We start from the raw sequence: 18,867 nt of genomic DNA, 5'->3' as shown, positions 1-18,867 counted from the left end.
CGCGCCCTTGTAGCCCGGTTCGCGCATCCTACGACCGTTGCGGCGGAGGTGGGCCGCGTGTATCGAGGAGCGCCGGTCGTGCTGGAAGCGGGCAACAAACCAGAAGGCCTGAAAGGGTTGAGAGTACTGGTGGCGGAAGATGAATTCGCCATCGCGATGTTCCTGGTGGACTACCTGGAGTTGAAGGGCGCGCAGGTGGTGGGGCCGGCCGGGGACCTGCAGGCACTCGGCCGGCTGCTGGATGACAACCCCATCGATGTGGCCCTGCTGGACATCAACCTGGGCGGTGAACAGGTGTACCCGCTGGCCGACCGGTTGGCCGAAGCGGGTACGCCGTTCATGCTGACCTCTGGCTACGATGACAACCTGCCCAGCCGCTTCGCGGATGCGCCACGCTGCACCAAGCCCTATCACATCGAGGCCCTGGTCCAGCAGCTGGCGGGACTGGTGGCGACGCCGCAGGCCCCTGCGGGCATCGCCTGATTGCGCGGCATGTCGCGCCACACCGAAGGCCTCCGGGCCGTTGAGCGCCCGGCGGGCATGCCGCCGTCGCTGCAGGCGCAGGCGCGCCGTGACGGCATGGCCGCCCGTATTGCCCGGCACGACTGGTCAGGCACGCCACTGGGTGCGATCGAGCAATGGCCGCCGCACCTGCGCGCCACCGTCGACCTGATGCTTGCGCACGGCTTTCCGATGATCGTGCTGTGGGGCGAGCAGCTGGTGCAGCTCTACAACGATGGCTATGCCGAGATCCTGGCTGACAAGCATCCTGGCGGACTGGGCCAGCCGACGCGCGAGTGCTGGCCCGAGGTCTGGCACATCAACGGCCCGATCTACCAGCGTGTGTGGCAGGGCGAGACCATCACCTATGAGGACAAGCTCTATCCGCTGGCGCGGCGGGGGCGCTTGGAGGATGTCTGGTTCACCATCACCTACAGCCCCATAAGCGGAGAGGACGGGTGCATCAACGGCGTGCTGGTGACCATGTTCGAAACGACGGCCGCGCACGTTGCGCAGGCGGCCCGCGAACGTGAGGAACAGAAGCGCCGTGAGAGCGACCGCCGGTTGGCGCTGGCCTTCAAGGTGCTGCCGGTGGGTGTCTGCATTGTCGATGCCGACGGCAACCTGCAACTGTCCAACGACCAGATGCGGACCTATCTTCCCACCGGCAAGGTGCCCTCCATGGATCGCCCCAACCACTACCGGTGGCAGGGTACGCATCCCGATGGCTCGCGCATCGAACCCCACGATTTCGCCATCGCCCGCGCCCTGCGGGGGGAGACGATGGTCCCAGGCCTGGAGTTCCAGTTCATCCATGACGATGGGCGCGCGCGCTGGACGCGTGTCGCCGCCGCACCGCTGCGTGATGCCGATGGCGGGGTGAGTGGCGTGTTCGCGATCGCCGTGGACATCGACGACCTCAAGCGTGCCACCGAGCGCCAATCGGTGCTGCTGGCCGAACTGCAGCATCGCGTGCGCAACATCATGTCGACCATCCATGCCCTTGCCTGGCGGACCCGCGCATCGGTCGGCAGCGTGGACGAGTATGCCGAGCGCCTGTGCGCGCGGCTGATGTCACTGGCGCGCACGCAGAGCCTGTTGACCCGTGGCGCCAATGTAGGGGTCTGCCTGCGCGGCATGCTCGAGGAGGAGATCGCGGCGCAGACGCCGGCCGCCGCCGCCTATCACCTGCAGGGTGAGGATGTGCTGTTGCCACCGAAGGCGGCCGAAGTACTGTCGCTGGCCATCCATGAGCTGACCACCAATGCGTTGCGGTATGGCGCGCTGGCCCACGAGGACGGCCGGATCGATGTCTGCTGGCACCTGCAGGTGCAGGATGGGCAGCCGTGGCTGGGCCTGCACTGGTGCGAGCGCCATGCCGAGGTGGCGGGGTGGGAGATGCCACGCCAACGTGGCCTGGGCCGGGTCCTGATCGAGCAACGGGTGCCCTATGAACTGGCCGGCAGTGGCGAGCTGCGCTTTGCCCCGCAAGGCCTGGATGCCTGGATCCGGTTCCCGCTGCGCGAGCGCGACAGCCTGCTGCAGACTGACGCCCCGGACTCCGGGCTGCCTGGGTAAAAGGGTATTTATCTCCAATTTGGCCAAATTGGGTATAGTGTCGCTTATCCACCCCGCCTGGAGCCGTGTGATGACCCTGCCGCTGGATCTGCCTGGCCTCGAGAAGGCCCCGGCCTCGTCGGTGAAGACCCGGGGCTGGCCGAGCCTGATGCGCACCGTGCGCGAAAAGCAGGCGCTGGTCATCACCAACCACAATCACCCCGAAGCGGTGATCGTGGATATCCGCACCTACCAGGAGCTGCTGGCCAAGGCTGCCGGCGGCGATGCCGATGAGCGCAGCGAGGAACTGCTGCGCCTGCGCAGCGAGTTCGACCAGACCCTGGCCGGGCTGCAGCGCGGAGAAGGGCTGGGCAAGGTACTGGGCCAGCCGATCCGGCGCGGCCGCAAAGCCACCCTCGGCCGTCCGCTCTGATCGATGGGACGCATCCTGGCGCTGGCCGGCGTCAATGGCGCCGGCAAGAGTTCGCTGCTGGGCACCTGGCTGGACGCCGAAGGACTGAGCTGGTTCAACCCGGACTCGTTCACCCGTCGCCTGGTCGACGCCGGCTGGCCGCTGCCGGAGGCCAACGCGGAGGCATGGCAGGAAGGCACCCGCCGCCTGCGCCAGGCCATGGCTGATGGCACCGACTTCGCCTTCGAGACCACACTCGGCGGCAATACCATTCCGCACCTGCTGCGTGAGGCCTGCGAACGGCATCAGGTGGCGATCTGGTTCTGTGGGCTGGCTGATGTCGAGCTGCACATCGCCCGTGTTGCGGCGCGGGTGGCCGCTGGCGGCCACGATATTCCGGTGGAGAGGATCCGCGCGCGTTTCGATTCCGCGCGCGCGAACCTGCTGGAGCTGCTGCCACACCTGGCCGAGCTGCATGTCTACGACAACAGCGCACCGGCCGACGCGCAGGGCTGCGTGGTGCCGCTGCCGGTACTGGCCATGGCTGCAGGCGAACTGCAGTACCCCATTGCGGTAGCCGACCTGCTGCACACGCCCGGCTGGGCCAAGCCCATCGTGATGCGCGCGATGGAATTGAACAGTCCGCGCGATTGAGGGCGCGTGCGTTGTAGAGCCGAGCCCATGCTCGGCTGATTCCCCGAAGGGCAGCCGAGCGCGTGCTCTGCTCTACAACGCAGGCTTCACCTGCTCGGGGTCTGCAACGTCCGGCAGCGGTGGCAGGGTCCGGTCCACGGTCACCGGTGCATCGCTCAGCAGCAGCGCAGCGGCTTCCTTCCTGCAGCCGACTGCCGGCGGTGAGCCACGCAGCGGCAGGCCGGCGGTCTCCTTCACGAACAGCATGGTCACCAGGCCGATCACCGCCGCGCCCATCAGGTAATAGGCCGGCACCAGCGGGTCGCCGGTGCGTTCCACCAGCCACGCGGTCACCAGCGGCGTGGTGCCACCGAACAGCGACACCGACACATTGAAGGCGATCGACAGCGCGCTGTAGCGCACCGGGGTGTAGAACAGCGCCGGCAGCGTGGACGGCATCGAGCTGGTGAAGCACACCAGCGCCAGGCCCAGCAGCATCAGGCCGAGGAAGATCAGCCCGTCGTAGCCGCTGCCCACCAGCAGCAGGCATGGCACCGCCAGCACCAACAACGCGATACACGCGCCGATGATCATCGGGCGGCGGCCCAGCCGGTCACTGAACAACCCGCCGACGATGTTCAACGGCATCATCACCAGCATCACGATGATGATCAGCAGCAGGCCCTTGCTCTCGGCATAGCCCATGGTGACGCTGAGGTAGCTGGGCATGTAGGTCAGCAGCATGTAATCGGTCACGTTGAACACCAGCACCAGGCCCATGCATACCAGCAGCTGGCGACCGTGCACCTGGAACAGCGCGCGCAGCCCCGGCCGGTCGTGTTCGCGCTTCTCGGCTTCCTCGGCGAAGGCGCGGAACGCCGGGGTTTCCTCCAGCTTCATGCGCATATACAGGCCGAGCAGGCCCAGCGGACCGGCCACCAGGAACGGAATGCGCCAGCCCCAGTCCAGCATCTGTTCGCTGCTCAACAGCATGTGCAGCGCGGTGACAGTACCTGCGCCGGCGATGTAGCCGCCCAGCGTGCCGAACTCCAGCCAGCTGCCCATCAGGCCGCGGTTGCGGTCGGTGGAATACTCGGCGATGAAGGTGGCCGCGCCGCCGTACTCGCCACCGGTGGAGAAGCCCTGCACCACGCGCGCCAGCAGCAACAGCACCGGTGCCCAGATACCGATGCGCTCGTAGGCGGGAATCAGGCCGATCGAAAAGGTGCCCAGCGCCATCAGGATCATGGTGAACGCCAGCACTTTCTGGCGGCCGTAGCGATCACCCAGCGGCCCGAACACCAGGCCGCCCAAGGGGCGCACCAGGAACGCCACGGTGAAGGTAGCGAACGCGGCGATCACCTGCGCGGTGGGATTGCTGGAGGGGAAGAACACCTGGCCGATGGTGACCGCCAGATAGCCGTAGACACCGAAGTCGAACCACTCCATGGCATTGCCGAGTGCGGCCGCGCCGACGGCGCGCTTGAGCATGGGCTTGTCGACGACGGTGATCTCATCGACCTTCAGGTGGCGGCGGCGCTTGAACCAGCCGAAGTGGGCGTGTGCATCGGGGGTGTCCTGCATGGGGACTCCTTGTTTGGTAAATACAGTGCGGGATAGACGGTGTGATGTGTCCCGAGAAACGGAAACGGCGATGCAGACGCAGGTGGCGCAGGGGCATCGGGGGCAGGGAGAATGGGCGCAGGCACGACGCCACGCGCACGGCAACGTACCGCCGTAACGGTGGACATGCGGAAACAGACCGCTGCAGCCGCGCAATCAGCGGCCAGCGGTCACGTCAGCGTGGGAATGCAGGCAGAGCGCCTGCGGGCGTCATCCGCCGGGATCCAGCGCGAGGCGATGGAAGGGCAGGGCGGGAGCCATCGTGGCAAGCGAAGCGCCGGTCGGCAGTGCTTCCCACGTAACAGGTGCGCCCGTCACGTAGTGGGTCGTGTCGATCATCGGTTCATGATAACGGCATCGGCGTGAGCATGCGGAGAAGCGGGCTGATCTGCACGCTGTGTTCCATGGCGCCTGTTCATCCGCAACGCATGCGATGACACGCGTTGAACGAACCCTGGCCGCAGCGCTCACGCAGTGCTGTCTACGGTAGTGCCGAACGCAATCGAGAAGGAGCATCGCATGACCCGTCGCATTCCCGAAGGCACGCTGATCATCGTCGCCGATGGTGGTTCGGCCCGCGTGTTCACCAACGTTGGCGACGAACATCAGCTGACGTTGAAGCAGGAAGGCGAACTGCGCCTGCAGGACATCAGCGAGCAGGGTATCTCAGGTCAGGGGCCGGCCGGTGCGGTGCCGAAGGACATGTCCATTTCTCAGCTCAACGAAGCGACGTTCGCCAAGCAGGTGGCTGAGCAGCTCAACGAAGATGCCTTGAATAATCGCTATGCACACCTGGTACTGGTGGCAGACCCGACCACGCTGGGCCGTATCCGCCCGCTGCTGCACAAGGAGGTCCAGGCGCGCCTGCTGGGCGATATTGCCAAGGATCTGACCAATTCACCGGTGGAGGACATCCAGAAGGCCTTGGCGGGGTAACGACCATGCCGTTCATGCGTGACTACCCGGCGGCGGAGCCCGCCGGCGCGGACGTGGAAGCTCAGGCGGGCTGGCTGCTGCTCGAGTTCGGTGCACCCTGGTGTGGCCATTGCCAGGGCGCGCAGCCCACACTCCAGGCGTTTGTGGACGCCCATGATCTGGTGCATTGGAAGATCGAAGATGGCAAGGGAAAGCCACTGGGGCGTGCTTTCAAGGTAAAACTGTGGCCCACAGTGGTGCTGCTGCATGACGGCCAGGAAGTGGCGCGGGTGGTGAGGCCGGTCGACAGCGCCGACCTCGCCACGTTGCGGAGCGCGTTGCCGGGTTGAGGGCAGCAGTCGCTGCCTGCGGCCCGCACGGCGACGAGCAGGCTTGGCTGCATCGCGGTCTAGTGATAGGTCACCTTTTCCGCTTCCGCGCGCAACTTCTGCAGCAGGCAACGCCCATGCTGGCTCAGCATGACCATCGCATTGGCGATCTGCTTGGCGTCGTAGCCCATCGGCGCGGGAGGTTTCGGCTCGGGGCCGTATTGCTCGCCGATGAGGATGGCCATGCCTTCGGCGCTGTTGAGTGCGTGTTCGATGCGCTGGAACAGCGACTCCATGGCCGGGCTGAGCGGGCGTGGGTGTTTCATGCGGAAACTCCTTGGGTGCGAGGGCCACCGCAAGGGTGGCGGGCGATGCGTGCTTGGAACTCCCGGAAGGAACAGAGAAAACCGGAGGGCCTGACGGCCACACGCATCGCCCGCCGTAGTTTCGACGGGCTATCTCTGTCCTTCCTTTCGGGGGTTCCAATCCCGGCAGCGGCATGTCCGCTGCGGCGCCATCCTGTACGCATCACGACGTGGAACGCTCATTGATGGTGTCTGCCGAACGGGCAGAATCGAAAGGTCACATCACTCACCGTTGTAGATCCCGGCAAACAAGTGGCGGACGCGACAATCCCTGTCGCGCCCTTCACGCCGTGGCCGCGAACCCCAGTCCGGCAGCCACACCTCCCGCCTTGAGACAAACCCGCAATCGAATCGACCACGGGCCGAAGGCGACCGATTACCAGCTGTAACTGACACCCACCTGCGCACTGGTCTGGTGATAGCCGCTGGCCCGCTGCAGCGACAGGCCGCCCCAGGCACCGACGCCGTTGGCAAACTTCACCGATGCGCCGCCGCTGAACTCGCCACGACTGCGCGGGATGCGCGCATCGGCCACTTCGTCATCCATCCGGATCTGCGATTCGGCGCGGGTGTGCAGCCAGTTGGCGGCCAGGTACGGCTGCACTTCCGCCGCGCCGTTGCCCGGGCGGGTTACGCCGGACAGGCGCAGGCCCACGCGGCCGAACACGCCATTGGCATTCTCGGTGCTCACCACCGTGCCGTTGGCCTCGGTGTGGTGGTTGCTGTCCCAGCGGCTGTAGCCGACCTGCAGTTGCGGCTCCAGGTAGACGCCGCCGTTGCTGGCACCGCCCACACGGAACGCATACCCGGTTTCCACCGCACCCTGCCAGGCACGGCTGTCGTAGCGTTCCGCGTCCAGGCCGATGCCTTCCACGCGATTGCGGAACTGCGCACGCTGCACCGAGCCATCCACGTAGAAGCCCGCATATGGATCGGCGGTGCTACCGCCGCGCCAGGTGCCGTAGAGGCCCAGCGCCTCGCCCTTCACCTTGCCGCGGGCGTAGTAGCCGGTCAGCTCATTGGTGGAGGTGCTGCTGGCGTTGCCGGTGGACAGCATCACGCCCACGCTGCTGCCCGAATCGTGACGCCACACATCAGCACCGACGGTCAGTGCCTGGCTGTTGCCACGGATGTCGAGCTGGCGACTGATGGCATCGAAGCCATTGCGTGAGCCGTCCACGCGTGCCCAGGCGCGGCCGGCATTCTGGCCTGCATGGCGATCGTGGTAGCCGACGCGGAACATGCTCTGCGCCGCCTGCAGGTTGGCCAGGTAAGCGCCTTGCTCGGGGCGCAGCACCGGTTCCGGATCGACCGGACCCACGGGATCGACTGGATCCACGGGGTCCACGGGGTCCACGGGATCTACTGGATCGACCGGATCGACCGGATCGACTGGCCGGCATTCCGGCAAGTCGGGGTTCGCCACGCATGGGTCAGGCACGGTCGGCAGCTGCGAACGCAGGTACCAGTTGCCATCGGTTCCGGTGCCCTTGTGCAGGAAGTACTCGTACTGCCCCCCCACCGCACGACCGGCCAGATTGAACTGGCCGTTGGATGCGCCACCGATCTGGATCAGTTCGATGCCCGTGTCGGTCTGAGCACCGGCGCCGCCGACATTGTTGACGCGCACGTTGGCAGTGCCGCTGGTGTCACCGCCGATGATCAGCTTGTCGGTGGCGGCACTGTCGCCGGCCAACACGGTGTTGAAGATGATCGTGCCACCGGCGCCGCTGAAGTTGCCGGCCACGTTGAGGCTGTGGAAGGCGGAGCCGTCGCCGAGCGCGATCTCGCCGCCGCTGCCCAGCGACACCGAGCCGGTGCTGCTGCTGCCGGTCAGCTGCCAACGGGCATTGTCCACCGCCATCGACGTGATGTTCTCGGTGGCACCACGCAGCGAGGCGTTATTGGTCAGGCCGACATCGACGATGCTGCCAGCGGTGTTGATGATGTTGCCGGAGAGGTTGGAGTCGTCGACGGTGAAGCCAACGGTGGCAGCGGCCGCAGTGACTTCCAGCAGGTTGCCGTTGCTGCCGATCAGCTGCGCGCCGTTGCGGGCGGTGAAGCGGACGTCGGAGTCTGGGATGCGCGCCAATGTGGGTGCGGGGACAATCAGTGCGGCACCTGCGTTGCCTTCCACCCTGGAAGCGTCGATGACCACCGTGGAGGCGATGGGGCTGGTGGAACTTCCTACGGCGTAGATGCCGTTCTGTGCGCCAGTTACCACGCTTCCGTTGCCCACGTGAATGTCTGAGCCCTCGAAAGCGACGATGCCGTTGCCGGCCAGTGCCGGATCTGCAGTGCTGACCAGCTGGCCGATGACTTGCGTACGGTCCAGATTCAGCACAGCGCGCCGTCTGAATGTTTCGCCTATCACGCTGATGCCGGCCCCTTGGCCGGTGATCTGGCTGTTGCTGATGTTGGCTACGGGGTTTGGACGTCCCTGCGAGCTGGCGTAGGTAAGCTCCACGCCGCGTCCACCCGTGTTGTTTACCGTCGACTGGGTGAGCGTGAGTACGCTGTTTGCGACGCGGATTGCGGTGGAGTTTACTGCTGATGCAGACACCTCGGCACCTGAAAGCGTCGCCGTGGACTGGGCATGTGCGTCGATGCCGAGTGTCTTTCCGCCGGGATTGACGATCAGCCGGGCATTGATGAGTAACCACGCCTCTGGCAAGTCTCCCGGTTGCACGGTTGCGGACTGCCCAGGGTTCAGCGATCCGGCATGCAGCGGAGCTGCCATGGCAAGATAGCTGGTCACAGCCAGTGCGAGGAAACGGCGAACAGCGATCTTCATGGAAAGTCTCCTTCGACCCTCCGTCCCAGCGGCCTACGAAAGTTCATGTGGATCGGTTGGGAGGCGCCAGCTTGGCCGCCTCCCATGCGCAAGGCTTACCAGCTGTAACTGACACCCACCTGCGCACTGGTCTGGTGATAGCCGCTGGCCTTCTGCAGCGACATCCCGCCCCAGGCACCGACGCCGTTGGCAAACTTCACCGATGCGCCGCCGCTGAACTCGCCACGGCTGCGCGGCACGCGTGCATCGGCGATCTCGTCATCCATGCGGATCTGCGATTCGGCGCGGGTGTGCAGCCAGTTGGCGGTCAGGTACGGCTGCACTTCCGCCGCGCCGTTGCCCGGGCGGGTTACGCCGGACAGGCGCAGGCCCGCGCGGCCGAACAGGCCATTGGCATTCTCGGTGCTCACCACCGTGCCGTTGGCCTCGGTGTGGCGGTTGCTGTCCCAGCGGCTGTAGCCCACCTGCAGCTGCGGCTCCAGGTAGATGCCACCGTTGCTGGCACCGCCCACACGGAACGCGTAGCCGGTTTCCACCGCACCCTGCCAGGCACGGCTGTCGTAGCGTTCCGCTTCCAGGCCGATGCCTTCCACGCGATTGCGGAACTGCGCACGCTGCACCGAGCCATCCACGTAGAAGCCTGCATACGGGTCGGCACCGTTGCCGCCGCGCCAGGTACCGTAGATGCCCAGCGCCTCGCCCTTCACCTTGCCGCGGGCGTAGTAGCCGGTCAGTTCATTGGTGGAGGTGCTGGTGGCGTTGCCGGTGGACAGCATCACGCCCACGCTGCTGCCCGAATCGTGACGCCACAGATCAGCACCGACGGTCAGTGCCTGGCTGTTGCCACGGATGTCGAGCTGGCGGCTGATGGCATCGAAGCCATTGCGTGAGCCGTCCACACGCGCCCAGGCGCGGCCGGAGTTCTGGCCGGCGTTGCGGTCGTGGTAGCCCAGCCGGAACATCGTCTGCGCCGCCTGCAGGTTGGCCAGATAGGCGCCGGGCTCGGGGCGCAGCACCGGCTCCGGATCGACCGGATTGCATTCGGGCAGGGTCGGATCGACCACGCACGGGTCGGGCTGGGTCGGCAGCTGCGAGCGCAGGTACCAGTTGCCGTCGGCGCCGGTGCCCTTGTGCAGGAAGTACTCGTACTGGCCGCCCACCGCGCGGCCGGCCAGGTTGAACTTGCCATTGGACGCACCGCCCACATGGATCAATTCGATGCCCTTGTCGGTCTGAGCACCGGCACCGCCGACGTTGTTGACGCGCACGTTGGCCGTGCCGCTGGTGTCACCGCCGATGATCAGCTTGTCGGTGGCGGCATTGTCGCCGGCCAGTACGGTGTTGAAGATGATCGTGCCATCGGCGCCGCTGAAGTTGCCGGCTACGTTCAGGGTGTGGAAGGCGGAGCCGTCGCCGAGGGACACGGTGCCGTTACCGAGGCTTAGTGCACCAACCGTGGAGTTTCCGGTCATGTTCCAGGTGGCAGAGTCCAATGTGGCGCTGGTGACATTCGTCATGACACCGTTCAACACGGCGCCATTGGACAGCTTGGCGTGCAGCTGCGAGGTGGCGTCGGCGCGAAGCGTACCCTGCAGTTGCGACGCGCCGGCGTTCAGATTCAGAGTGCCGCCATCGACGGCTGCAGCAATCACGCCATTGCCGCCGCTGACGGCGCTGCCGTTGAGAATGTTGATCGTGGTAGGAGCGATCGACCCGGCGCCGCTGACCACGATGCCCGAGCCATTTCGGCCGGAGACGCGTGACTTGTCGATGGTGAGGACGTTGTCACTGATCGGACTGGTGGGGGTTCCCCCAATGTCCTTCACAACGATGCCGTTTTCATCGCCCGTGACGGAAGAACCGTTGGTGATGCTGACATTTGAATTGGAGAAGACTGCCAGACCGGACGAGATTTCGGGTGGAAGGAGGCCGGCTCCGATGCCGGTTCCATCAATCGTTGTGTTGCTCAGCGCCAGCACGCCACCCTGAACATAGCTTCCTATTCCTTGGCCGACGATGCTCGAACCAGTGACAGTTGCAGTGCCTGCAGCGCCACCAGAGAAGCCATTGGTTACAGCCAATCCCGCAGCGCGGCTGTTCTGTATCCGGGTGCCGGTGATCGTCGCGCTGGAGGAGGCGATCTGGACGGCGGCAAACGACTGGCTGGCGATGACTGCTGCCCCCGTCATGGCGAGCGTGGACCCCTCACTGATGCCTACGGATGTGGCGGCGCTGCCGGTGTTGAACGTCAGCGTGGCGTCCTGGGCCGTCCAGCTCTCAACAGGGTCGCCAGCATTCACAGTGGCCGACTGGCCGGGGCCCAGAGTTCCGGCCTGGGCGGTCGATGCGAGGGTGATGCCGGTGGCTATGGCCATGGCAAGGGAATGACGAACAACGATCTTCATGAAAGGTCTCCTGCGAGCCTCAATCCGAGCGGCTCACGAAAGGCTATGTGGATTTTCTGGGAGGCGCCAGCCTGGCTGCCTCTCATGCGCAAGGCTTACCAGCTGTAACTGACACCCACCTGCGCACTGGTCTGGTGATAGCCGCTGGCCCGCTGCAGCGACAGGCCGCCCCAGGCACCGACGCCGTTGGCAAACTTCACCGATGCGCCGCCGCTGAACTCGCCACGGCTGCGCGGCACGCGTGCATCGGCGATCTCGTCATCCATGCGGATCTGCGATTCGGCGCGGGTGTGCAGCCAGTTGGCGGTCAGGTACGGCTGCACCTCGGCGGTCCCGTTGCCCCAGCGGGTCACGCCGGACAGGCGCAGGCCCGCGCGGCCGAACAGGCCATTGGCATTCTCGGTGCTCACCACCGTGCCGTTGGCCTCGGTGTGGCGGTTGCTGTCCCAGCGGCTGTAGCCCACCTGCAGCTGCGGCTCCAGGTAGATGCCGCCGTTGCTGGCACCGCCTACACGGAACGCGTAGCCGGTTTCCACCGCACCCTGCCAGGCACGGCTGTCGTAGCGTTCCGCGTCCAGGCCGATGCCTTCCACGCGATTGCGGAACTGCGCGCGCTGCACCGAGCCGTCCACATAGAAGCCTGCATACGGGTCGGCACCGTTGCCGCCGCGCCAGGTGCCGTAGATGCCCAGCGCTTCGCCCTTCACCTTGCCGCGGGCGTAGTAGCCGGTCAGCGCGTTGGTGGAGGTGCTGGTGGCGTTGCCGGTGGACAGCATCACGCCCACGCTGCTGCCCGAATCGTGACGCCACAGATCAGCACCGACGGTCAGTGCCTGGCTGTTGCCACGGATGTCGAGCTGGCGGCTGACGGCATCGAAGCCGTTACGCGAGCCATCCACGCGGGCCCAGGCGCGGCCGGAGTTCTGGCCGGCGTTGCGGTCGTGGTAGCCCAGGCGGAACATCGTCTGCGCGGCCTGCAGGTTGGCCAGGTAGGCGCCGGGTTCGGGGCGCAGCACCGGTTCCGGATCGACCGGATCCACGGGATCCACGGGATCCACGGGATCCACAGGGTCGACCGGCGGGCATTGCGGCAAGCCGGGGTTGGCCTCGCAGGGGTCAGGAACCGTCGGCAGCTGGGAACGCAGGTACCAGTTGCCATCAGCGCCGGTACCCTTGTGCAGGAAGTACTCGTACTGACCGCCCACTGCGCGGCCGGAGAGGTTGAACTGGCCGTTGGAGGTGCCGCCCACTTGGATCAGTTCGATGCCCTTGTCCGTCTGAGCACCGGCACCGCCGACGTTGTTGACGCGCACATTGGCAGTGCCGCTGGTGTCACCGCCAATGATCAGCTTGTCGGTGGCGGCGTTGTCGCCGGCCAATACGGTGTTGAAGATGATCGTGCCATCGGCGCCGCTGAAGTTGCCGGCTACGTTCAGGGTGTGGAAGGCGGAGCCGTCGCCGAGGGACACGGTGCCGTTGCCGAGGCTTAGCGCACCGACCGTGGAGTTTCCGGTCATGTTCCAGGTGGCAGAGTCCAGTGACACGCGAGTGACGTCGGTCATCGCGCCGGTGATGCTGGCGCCGTTCGAGAGTGCGACGTTCACAGTGCCCCCGGCAGCGTTAACGATGCCACCGGTCGCGCTCGAGGCATCGAGGTTCAGGTCGATCTCTGCGCCTGCATCCTCGACCAGAAGCGCGGTGCCGCTGCCACCGACCAGCTGGCTGCCGTTGCGGAAATTGAACGTCGCCAGGACAGAAGGCCTGCTACCAAAGCGCACAACATGAATGCCTGCGCCGCTGCGGCCTTCAACACGCGAAGCGTCTATCTCAACATTGGCTCTATCACCTGGTGCGGCCATTTGAAAGTTCGCATTGATGCCCGAATCATCACCAATGATGGTGCTTCCATTCCGGGCAAGCAGGTGGGCCGGGTCGGCCAACAGGAATCCAATACCGCGGTCAAAAGCGCCGTTGGAGTTGAACACGCCTTCGAGTCGGCTTGCGTCCAGCGTCAGATCGGCACCCTGCGTAGCACTACCACCGATGCCGGCACCTACCAGTGTGGTGCGTTCGACGACTGCGACGGAGCTGCCGGAAGTGCCACCGGAGGTAATCAGACTCAGGGCACGGCCGGCGGTGTTCCGGACGGTGCTGTCGCTCAACGAGAGTGAGCTGTTGTTCAGATTGATCCGCCCATCAATGGACACGCTGTTCGCCGTGACGCTGGATGTCCCTCGGGCATCGATGTCCAGGAGGCGTGCTCCTGGATTGCCTGTCAGCTGTGCGCCGTCGAGTGACCAGGACTCCGGGGCATCCCCAGCATTCACTGTGGCCGACTGGCCAGGGCCCAGAGTTCCGGCCTGGGCGGTGGATGCGAGGGTGATGCCGGTGGCTATGGCCATGGCAAGGGAACGACGAACTGCGATCTTCATGGCGGTACTCCTACGGGGTATCAAACTTCGGGAAACGGGCCGCATCACTTCGTTGGCGTGAATGAAACGCTGTGATGGCGTGAGGATGAAGTGATTCCGGCGCACTTTCCGGCCCGGCTGGTGCAAAGTGCAATAGCGGTCGCATTGCGACCGGGAATGCCGCAGGGCACCTTTTTCGCCCCGCTTTTCGGCTTTGGCGACAGTGTGGTGAGCGCCACGGCATCGAACCATGCAATTAGTTGCATAGGAAATCGGACAGCTTTTGTCGCCTTTAGATCCATTCAGTTGCGCCGCAACATGCGGCACCTGAAGCCCGGTGCTAGCATCCGGTCAACATCTTGAATCGATCCAAACGCCGATGCCCACGCTGGACCGTCGTCTCCTGATCGCTTTCGCCGCGACCGCCGTGCTTGCCTCCGGGGCGGCGCTGGCGGTCCCGTCGAAATCCGCCGCCGAACGCGCCTACGCCGCCGTCGATCCCTTCATCGGAACCGGTGGCGAGGGCCACACCTATCCCGGCGCCACGGTGCCGTTCGGCATGGTCCAGCTCAGCCCGGACACGCGCATCCAGCCGCGCGAGAAGGCCTATGGCTGGGCGGCGGGCTACCGTTACGACGACAGCAGCATCGTCGGTTTCTCGCATACGCATTTTTCCGGCACCGGTCATTCGGACCTGGGCGACATCCTGCTGATGCCGTTCACCGGCACTCCCGGCCTGGAGCGCGGCGATCCGGAGAAGCCGGGCAGCGGCTATGCCTCGCGGTTCCGCCACGCTGACGAGAAGGCCGAGCCGGGCTACTACGCGGTCACCCTGGACGACTACAGGGTGCGTGCCGAGCTGACCACCAGTACCCGCGTGGGCGTGCATCGCTATGCCTTCCCCAAGGGTACCGACGCCAAGGTGCTGCTGGACATGCGTACCAGCATGTACGACTACCCGGGCAAGGTGCTGTGGTCGCGGGTACGGGTGCGCGCCGACGGCACGGTCACGGGCTTCCGCGAAACCCGCGGCTGGGCGCCGGGCCGCCAGCTGTATTTCGCGATGCGTTTCTCGCGCCCGCTGGCCGGGCACGAGCTGCACAACACCGAGCAGGACATCGTCTACAAGGGCTTCCCGCCGCCGGGTGAGAAGGATCCCGCGCAGCGCGCCCAGATCGAGGGCCGACAGCTGGTCGGCACGTTCGCATTCGGCAAGCTGGATGCACCGCTGGTGGTGAAGGTGGCGATCTCGCCGGTCAGTGAAGCCGGCGCCATCGCCAACCTCGACGCCGAAGTGGCCGACTTCGATTTCGACCGCGTGCGTGCGCAGGCAAAGCAGGAGTGGACGCAGGCGCTGTCGGTACTCGATATCGACGCCCCCGAGCATGCGCGGCGCAGTGCCTATACCGCGCTGTACCACACCCTGCTGGGGCCGACGCTGTTCATGGATGCCGATGGCCAGTACCGCGGGCCGGACAATGCCGTGCACAAGGCCGAGGGCTACACGAACTATTCCACGTTCTCGCTGTGGGACACCTACCGTGCGCTGCACCCGTTGCTGACGCTGGTGCAGCCGGAGAAGCGCAACAGCGACTTCGTCAATTCCATGCTTGCCCACCATGAGCACAGCCCGTACGGCATGCTGCCGGTATGGTCGTTCCATGGCCTGGAAGACTGGTGCATGATCGGCTACCACGCCGTGCCGGTGATCGCCGATGTCTACGTGAAGGGCATTCGTGGCTTCGACGCCGACAAGGCGCTGAAGGCAATGGTCGAGACCGCCAATTACGGTCCCTATGACGGCATCGCGCAGTACCGCGAGCTGGGCTACGTGCCGATCGACGAGGAGGGCGAAGCAGCCAGCAAGACGCTGGAATACGCCTTCGACGACTGGACCATCGCACGCATGGCGCAGGCCATGGGCAAGGCCGATATCGCGGCGACCTTCGACAAGCGCGCAGGCAACTGGCGCAATGCCTTCGACAAGGACACCGGCTTCATGCGCGCACGCAAGCGCGACGGCAGTTTCCGCACGCCCTTCGACCCCAGCGCCAGCGGCTACGGCACCGACTATACCGAGGGCAACGCATGGCAGTATTCGTGGTACGTGCCGCAGGACGTCGCCGGGTTGGCGGCCGCGCACGGTGGCAGCGACAAGCTGCTCGCGCGCCTGGACGAGGTGTTCAACGCCAAGGTGGATCCGTCGATCTTCGAGCACATGGAAGACATCACCGGCCTGATCGGCTGGTATGCCCACGGCAATGAGCCCAGCCACCACGTGGCCTACCTGTATTCGTATGCCGGCCAGCCGTGGCGCACGCAGGCGCGCCTGAAGCAGATCATGGATACCCAGTACGCCGACCGCCCGGATGGCCTGGCCGGCAACGATGATGTCGGCCAGATGTCGGCGTGGTACGTGTTCACCGCGCTGGGCTTCTATCCAGTGGCCCCGGGCTCGGGCGAGTACATCCTTGGCCGTCCGTTCCTGCCGAAGACCGCGATGCGCCTGCCCAACGGCAAGACGTTCACCATCGTGGCCGAGGGGCTGGATGACGCGCACACGTACGTGGGCAGCGTGACGTTGAACGGCAAGCCGCTGCAGCGTACCTTCCTGCGCCACGACGAGATCCTGGCCGGCGGCGAACTGCGCTTCAGCATGCAGGCCGAGCCGAACAAGGACTGGCCGGGGCAGGGCGCGCAGGCGCCGTATTCGATGAGCCAGTGACGATTGGTAGGTGCCGACCTTGGTTGGCACGCTTCACGGGTGACCAGGAACCTGTAGAGCCGAGCCCACGCTCGGCTCAGGCATCGTGCCAGGAGCAGCCGAGCATGGGCTCGGCTCTAAAAGGGCAATTCAACAAAGCTCAGCGGAACCGCACCCCCACCCGCGCGCCACCGAGCGGCGCCGTTTCGATCTTCAACATCGCACCATGCCGCTGCGCGATCTCGGCCACGATCGCCAGGCCAAGCCCGCAGCCGTCGCCCTCGCTGCTGGCCCGGTAGAAGCGTTCTGTGACGCGCGCGCGTTCGGCTTCGGCGATGCCGGCGCCGTCATCGTCCACCCAGACCTGCACGCCGTCGGTTTCCTGCCGAACGCCCAGGGTGATCACACCGGGCGCGGCGCCATAGCGCAGCGCGTTGTCCAGCAGGTTGCCCAGCGCCTCGCGCAGCAGCTGCGGATCACCTTGCACCTGCACACCGTCGTCGGGTCCGTCGTAACCCAGGTCCACGCCTGCAGCCAACGCACGGTCTGCGTAGCGCTCGACCACGCCCCGCGCCAGCGCGGCCAGGCCCAGCGGCTGCAGCGGCAGTACGCTGCCATGGGGATCTTCCGAACGGCTGAGCATCAGCAGTTGGTTGACCAGGTGCTGCAGCCGCGCCAACCCAGCCAGCGTGCCGGACAGCGCGAGGTGCTGGGTCTGCGGATCCTGTTGCCGCAATGAACTCTCCAGCTCCACCTGCATCGCCGCCAGCGGCGTGCGCAGCTGGTGCGCGGCGTTGCTGACGAAGCGCCGTTGCGCGGCTTGCATGGCGTCCAGTCGCTGCAGCAGGGCGTTGTAGGCCTCCACCGCCGGCCACAGTTCGCGCGGCGCCTCCTGCGCCGGCTCCAGTGGCGCCAGCGGGTCGGGGCGTGGGCTGGCCAACCGCCGCGCCACCTGGTTCGCATGGCGTGCGGCAGCGCCGGTCCCGGACCAGGCCAGCCAGGCCGCGAGGGCGAGGATCGCGGCCTGGAACGGAATGCTGGTCAGCAGCAGCTTGCGCTCCAGCCGGTGGCGCTTGCGCAGCGTCTCGGCCACGCGCAGCCGGATATCGTGGCCGGGCCCGGCGCTGACCACGACTTCGACCATGCGCACCGGCTGCCCGCGTAGGCGCGCATCGTAATAAACCGCGTCGTCGCTTGAAGCGGCGGTGGCCGGGCGGGGCAGCGCTTCGGCCAGGTCGCCATACAAGCGTGCACCCGCAGCGTCGACCACTTCGCCATGCACTTCATCGGCGGTGTCCCAGCTGAACATACGTGACACCGCGGGCGTGATCTCGATCGAGGCATGACCGTCCTGCACCGTCACCAGCTCGGACAGCGACATCGCCGAGTCCAGAAGCCAGCGGTCGTAGACCTGGCCGGCGTAGAAACGGGCCAGCGCGAAGGAACCTACCGCGCTGCACAGCAGCAGCACCAGCAGTGGCAGCCACAGGCGGCGCAGCAGCAGGCCCCGCAGGCTGTGCACGCGCTCAGTCACCCACGGCCTCCAAGCGATAACCCAGGCCACGCAGCATGCGGATGCCGACGCCGGCACGCGCCTGTTCCAACTTGCGGCGCAGGCGGCTGACATGCACCTCGATCACCGACAGGTTGGCTTCGTGGTCCCAGCTGTACAGCGCATCGAACAGGCGCTGCTTGGTGACGGTGCGGCCAGGATGCTGCATCAGTGCCTCGACCAGCGACAGCTCGCGCGCGGTCAACTCGATGCGCTGGCCTTCAACCTGCACTTCATTGCGGATGCTGTCGAAGCACAACCGGCCCAATCGCTTCTGAGCCGGTGCATCGCTGCGGCGGCGCGACAGTGCACGCAGGCGGGCTTCCAGCTCACCGAGTGCGAACGGCTTGGCCAGGTAATCGTCGCCACCGCGGTCGAGGCCGAGGATGCGGTCCTCCACACCATCGCGTGCGGTCAGGATCAGCACCGGCAGGGTGGCACCGTCGTTGCGCAGGCGCGAGAGCAGGTCCAGGCCATCGACGTCGGGCAATGAAAGGTCCAGCACCATCACGTCATACGGTGCGCCGGCCAGTGCCGCCGGCGCGTGCAGTCCACGCGAGAGGTGGTCGCACAGATGACCGGCACCCTGCAGGGCGCGGATCAGTCCATCGGCCAGAGCGGCGTCGTCTTCGATCAGCAGGATTCGCATTGCAAGCTTCGTGCAAG

The 18,867-nt window shown here is 66.0% G+C and carries 15 protein-coding genes; 8 read left to right on the top strand and 7 right to left on the bottom strand.

The window, feature by feature from the left end:
- The first annotated feature begins 78 nt into the window (after nucleotides 1-78).
- From ACUDTM_RS03760 to ACUDTM_RS03745, 4 genes are all read left to right on the top strand, one after another.
- A complete protein-coding gene (locus ACUDTM_RS03760; RefSeq protein WP_005416747.1) occupies nucleotides 79-483 on the top strand; it encodes a response regulator in 405 nt (134 codons plus the stop codon).
- 9 nt (nucleotides 484-492) lie between these two features.
- The gene (locus tag ACUDTM_RS03755; protein WP_445391167.1) at nucleotides 493-2,079 is read left to right on the top strand and encodes a sensor histidine kinase; all 1,587 of its coding nucleotides are present in this window, start codon (nucleotides 493-495) and stop codon (nucleotides 2,077-2,079) included.
- A gap of 70 nt (nucleotides 2,080-2,149) precedes the next feature.
- Nucleotides 2,150-2,491, top strand: a complete 342-nt coding sequence (locus ACUDTM_RS03750) for a type II toxin-antitoxin system prevent-host-death family antitoxin (protein ID WP_111007792.1) — start codon at nucleotides 2,150-2,152, stop codon at nucleotides 2,489-2,491.
- 3 nt (nucleotides 2,492-2,494) lie between these two features.
- Entirely contained in the window at nucleotides 2,495-3,124 is a 630-nt protein-coding gene (locus ACUDTM_RS03745) for an AAA family ATPase (protein WP_072168825.1), read from the top strand.
- Nucleotides 3,125-3,196: 72 nt separating this feature from the next.
- Here ACUDTM_RS03745 and proP read toward each other — a convergent pair whose 3' ends face one another.
- On the bottom strand, nucleotides 3,197-4,687 hold the full coding sequence (gene proP, locus ACUDTM_RS03740; RefSeq protein WP_445391166.1) for a glycine betaine/L-proline transporter ProP: 1,491 nt from the start codon (nucleotides 4,685-4,687) through the stop codon (nucleotides 3,197-3,199).
- A gap of 558 nt (nucleotides 4,688-5,245) precedes the next feature.
- On the opposite strand from proP, the gene ACUDTM_RS03735 reads away from it, so the two are divergent.
- Nucleotides 5,246-5,662 carry a host attachment family protein gene (locus ACUDTM_RS03735; RefSeq protein ID WP_072168823.1) on the top strand — a complete coding sequence of 139 codons (417 nt, stop codon included), beginning with the start codon at nucleotides 5,246-5,248 and terminating at the stop codon, nucleotides 5,660-5,662.
- 5 nt (nucleotides 5,663-5,667) lie between these two features.
- Entirely contained in the window at nucleotides 5,668-5,991 is a 324-nt protein-coding gene (locus ACUDTM_RS03730) for a thioredoxin family protein (RefSeq protein WP_072168822.1), read from the top strand.
- A 59-nt stretch (nucleotides 5,992-6,050) separates the two neighbouring features.
- Here the strand turns inward: ACUDTM_RS03730 and ACUDTM_RS03725 are convergent, their stop codons facing one another.
- The 4 genes from ACUDTM_RS03725 to ACUDTM_RS03710 form a co-directional block, all read right to left on the bottom strand.
- The gene (locus ACUDTM_RS03725) at nucleotides 6,051-6,296 is read right to left on the bottom strand and encodes a hypothetical protein (RefSeq protein ID WP_088496249.1); all 246 of its coding nucleotides are present in this window, start codon (nucleotides 6,294-6,296) and stop codon (nucleotides 6,051-6,053) included.
- 415 nt (nucleotides 6,297-6,711) lie between these two features.
- Nucleotides 6,712-8,679, bottom strand: a complete 1,968-nt coding sequence (locus ACUDTM_RS03720; RefSeq protein ID WP_445391165.1) for an autotransporter family protein — start codon at nucleotides 8,677-8,679, stop codon at nucleotides 6,712-6,714.
- Between the two features lie 545 nt (nucleotides 8,680-9,224).
- Nucleotides 9,225-11,534 (bottom strand): autotransporter family protein, encoded by a 2,310-nt coding sequence (locus ACUDTM_RS03715; protein ID WP_445391164.1) that lies wholly within the window; start codon nucleotides 11,532-11,534, stop codon nucleotides 9,225-9,227.
- 95 nt (nucleotides 11,535-11,629) lie between these two features.
- Nucleotides 11,630-13,312 (bottom strand): autotransporter family protein, encoded by a 1,683-nt coding sequence (locus ACUDTM_RS03710; RefSeq protein WP_353079947.1) that lies wholly within the window; start codon nucleotides 13,310-13,312, stop codon nucleotides 11,630-11,632.
- A gap of 3 nt (nucleotides 13,313-13,315) precedes the next feature.
- Here ACUDTM_RS03710 and ACUDTM_RS03705 point away from each other — a divergent pair, with 3 nt between their 5' ends.
- Complete coding sequence (locus ACUDTM_RS03705) at nucleotides 13,316-13,705, top strand: hypothetical protein (protein ID WP_146260233.1); 390 nt, start codon at nucleotides 13,316-13,318, stop codon at nucleotides 13,703-13,705.
- 619 nt (nucleotides 13,706-14,324) lie between these two features.
- A complete protein-coding gene (locus ACUDTM_RS03700) occupies nucleotides 14,325-16,670 on the top strand; it encodes a GH92 family glycosyl hydrolase (protein ID WP_227836774.1) in 2,346 nt (781 codons plus the stop codon).
- A gap of 139 nt (nucleotides 16,671-16,809) precedes the next feature.
- On the opposite strand, the gene ACUDTM_RS03695 is transcribed toward ACUDTM_RS03700, so the two are convergent.
- Both ACUDTM_RS03695 and ACUDTM_RS03690 read right to left on the bottom strand, forming a co-directional pair.
- On the bottom strand, nucleotides 16,810-18,183 hold the full coding sequence (locus ACUDTM_RS03695; protein ID WP_445391163.1) for a sensor histidine kinase: 1,374 nt from the start codon (nucleotides 18,181-18,183) through the stop codon (nucleotides 16,810-16,812).
- A complete protein-coding gene (locus ACUDTM_RS03690) occupies nucleotides 18,176-18,850 on the bottom strand; it encodes a response regulator (RefSeq protein ID WP_072168815.1) in 675 nt (224 codons plus the stop codon). The genes ACUDTM_RS03695 and ACUDTM_RS03690 overlap by 8 nt, the downstream gene beginning before the upstream one ends.
- Between the last annotated feature and the right edge of the window lie 17 nt (nucleotides 18,851-18,867).

The organism is Stenotrophomonas maltophilia group sp. vghtpe118, from assembly GCF_052605195.1.
Note: the sequence above shows the minus strand (reverse complement) of the source record. Positions and strands in the feature narration are given on the sequence as shown.